Here is a 2,137-nt window from a genome sequence, read left to right on the forward strand (position 1 = left end):
ACAAGCATAATTGAGAAAAGAGAATTTTATACTTATGGAACAACAATTTCAGCAAAAAAAGAAGAAATTCAAAAAAGTATTCAGCTGTGCAAAGATTGTTTAGACCAGACAAAGGCAATTGTTTTCAGATAATTTATTAAAAGAATTTCCGTAATTTCTTTATCATTTCTCTTATTTTAAGTAAATTTGATCATGATGATCAAAATTTTCAAAGGAGATAATCTGATTCTTCAATATTCATCTCAAAATTAAATCTCCACTACATAAATCTTAAAAACCACTATATTTTCCTTGAAATATGAAAATTTTAGTTACAGGGGGGGCAGGGTTTATCGGAAGCCAGATAGTTGATTTATTAATCAAAAAAGATTATGAGGTTGTAATAATAGATAATTTAAGCACAGGCAAGAAAGATTATATAAATGACAAGGCTAAATTTTATGAAGCAGACATTACTAAAGAGATAGATTTAATTTTTAAAAAAGAAAAACCAGAAATTGTAATTCATATGGCTGCACAAGTAATGCTAAGAGATTCTTTAGAAAATCCAATTTATGATGCTAAAACAAATATTTTTGGAACAATAAATGTGCTAGAATCTTGCAGAAAACATAATGTTAAAAAAATAATTTATACATCAACAATAGCAGTCATCGGAGAGCCAGAATACCTGCCTGTGGATGAAAAACATCTGGGAAAACCATGCTCACCATATGGGATTTCAAAATATACAGCAGAGCATTATGTCAGAGCATATAATCAATTATGTGGCTTGGACTATTTAATCTTGCGTTTTGGAAATGTTTATGGTCCTAGAGATGATATTAAATACAAAAGGGTAATATCTCTTTTTATAGATTGTATATTAAAAAATAAAATACCATCAATCTTTGGAGATGGAAATCAGACAAGAGATTTTATTTATGTTTGTGATTTGGCAGAATTTATTGCTGAGAATATTAATAAAAATTCAAAAAATAAATTATTTCACCTGGCATATGGAGAACAAATAAGTGTAAATGAAATTTTTAAAATTCTTAAAGAATTGTGCAATTTAAAAGAAAATGCAAAATATGTTCAAGCAGTAAAAGGAGAAGTAAAAGATATTTATCTTGATATTTCTTTAGCAAAAAAAGAATTAGGTTGGAACCCAAGACATAATATAAAGCAAGGATTAAAAGAAACCTTAGAATATGTTCAAGAAAATTTAATTAAAACTTAAAATGTATCCAACTCAACACCTCATCCTCGGAATAATCTTCTCTCTAGTTTTACTTTTTTTGTTTCCCCAAATAGGCATTATTGGTGTTTTAATTATTATTTTCTCTACAGTTTTAATTGATGTTGACCATTATCTTTATTATGTTTTTAAGAAAAAAGACTTGAGTTTAAAAAATTCTTATAATTGGTTTATTAAAAAAGTTAACAAATTCCATAATTTACCACGCAAGCAAAGAAACAAGTTTTACCTTGCATTTTGCTTTTTGCATGGTGTAGAAATATTAATTATTCTTTTATTATTTTCTAAATTATTTCCTTATTTCTTTTTTATTTTCATAGGATTTAGTTTTCATTTGCTTTTGGATTTAATCTCAGAAACTCAGTATAGAGATAGAATTGACAGGATCTCTCTAATTTATGATTTTTTCAAATTTAAAAAAATGGAACTTGTTTAATTTCCCTCTATGTTATTTATTTCATATTTTTTTAATAAATTATTCAATCTAATCCTGAACAAATCTGCTAGCATATTTAAGGTATCTTTTATTATTCTAACTTTGCTATCTTGTTTACTAATCCATACAACAGGAGCTTCTTTAATCTTACAGCCTATTTTTTTTGCAATAAATAATATTTCAACATCAAAGCAAAATCTTTCAATGGTTTGCAAATTAACTATTTTTTTTGCTACATCTGTTTTAAATAATTTAAATCCGCATTGCGTATCTTTAAATTCACTTAATGCTAAAAGACGAACTAATAAGGGAAATGTTGTCCCCATAATCTGTCTGTAAAAAGGCTGTTTAACAATAAGTTTAGATTCTTTTAATCCTCTTGATGCAATAATAATATCAAAACCTTGCTTCATAATTTTTAGAAACTTTGCCAACTCTTCAATAGGTGTTGCTAAATCAGC

General features: G+C 26.5%; 2 protein-coding genes. One reads left to right on the forward strand and one right to left on the reverse strand.

Features of this window, described 5'->3' with window-relative positions; genetic code table 11:
- The first annotated feature begins 298 nt into the window (after positions 1 to 298).
- On the forward strand, positions 299 to 1,222 hold the full coding sequence (locus tag KKB09_07945; protein ID MBU4301119.1) for an NAD-dependent epimerase/dehydratase family protein: 924 nt from the start codon (positions 299 to 301) through the stop codon (positions 1,220 to 1,222).
- A 450-nt stretch (positions 1,223 to 1,672) separates the two neighbouring features.
- On the opposite strand, the gene KKB09_07950 is transcribed toward KKB09_07945, so the two are convergent.
- On the reverse strand, positions 1,673 to 2,137 hold a 465-nt coding region (locus KKB09_07950; GenBank protein ID MBU4301120.1), incomplete at its 5' end, for a glycosyltransferase family 2 protein.

The sequence above is a fragment of the Nanoarchaeota archaeon genome (assembly GCA_018897155.1).
GTDB lineage: Archaea > EX4484-52 > EX4484-52 > EX4484-52 > LFW-46 > LFW-46.